The sequence below is a fragment of the Ureibacillus yapensis genome (genome assembly GCF_003515775.1).
GTDB classification, from domain to species: domain Bacteria; phylum Bacillota; class Bacilli; order Bacillales_A; family Planococcaceae; genus Ureibacillus; species Ureibacillus yapensis.
In genome coordinates this window covers 1-717 of the sequence record NZ_QWEI01000033.1, presented here as the reverse complement: position 1 = coordinate 717, position 717 = coordinate 1, and the positions used below count along the sequence as shown (strand labels likewise).

Sequence of the window (717 nt, the reverse complement as noted above, 5' to 3'; positions counted from 1 at the left end):
AGGTAATCCTACTTTGACTCGGTTTTTTGCTTTTCATTTTCTATTACCTTTTGTAATTTTATTTTTTGTGATTTTACATCTTTTTTTTCTTCATGAAAAAGGTTCTAGAAATCCTTTAGGATTAAGAAGAGTATATGATAAAGTTTTTTTTCATCCATATTATAGAATTAGGGATATTTTTGGATTTGCTTTCTTTTTTGTTTTTTTTTTATTTATTTGTTTTTTGTTTCCTTATATTTTTATGGATGTAGAGAATTTTATTTCTTCTAATCCTTTGGTTACTCCCGTTCATATTCAACCTGAATGATATTTTTTATTTGCTTATACTATTTTACGTTCTATTTCTAGAAAAATTGGAGGAGTAATCGCTTTAGTTATATCGGTGGTTATTTTATATTTTTTACCTTTTTTTTTGAAGCATCGTTTTCGAAGAACTTTATTTTATTATTTTATAAAGTTTATATATTGGGTTTTTGTTGTAAATTGAATATTGTTAACATGAATTGGTGCGTGTGTTGTAGAATATCCATATATAGGGTTGGGGATAGTATTTAGTTTTTTGTATTTTATAATATTTATAGTTTTTTGAATAATTTATGAAATTCAGGATTTTATAATTTTATAAGTTGTGTTTGGCTTTATTTTAATTGTTTTGAAAACAATTTTTAAGAAATTTTCTTTAAAGTCTGATTGGTTAGTTTAAGTAAAACATAAATT

General features: G+C 23.0%; 1 protein-coding gene and 1 pseudogene. Both read left to right on the top strand.

Annotated elements, in window-relative coordinates; all coding sequences use genetic code 11:
• A partial coding sequence (locus tag D1B33_RS18270; protein ID WP_192881441.1) for a cytochrome b N-terminal domain-containing protein occupies nt 1-307 on the top strand: 307 nt, incomplete at its 5' end.
• 12 nt (nt 308-319) lie between these two features.
• Nucleotides 320-487: pseudogene (locus D1B33_RS18935) on the top strand (hypothetical protein); the annotation flags it as partial.
• Nucleotides 488-717 lie beyond the last annotated feature (230 nt).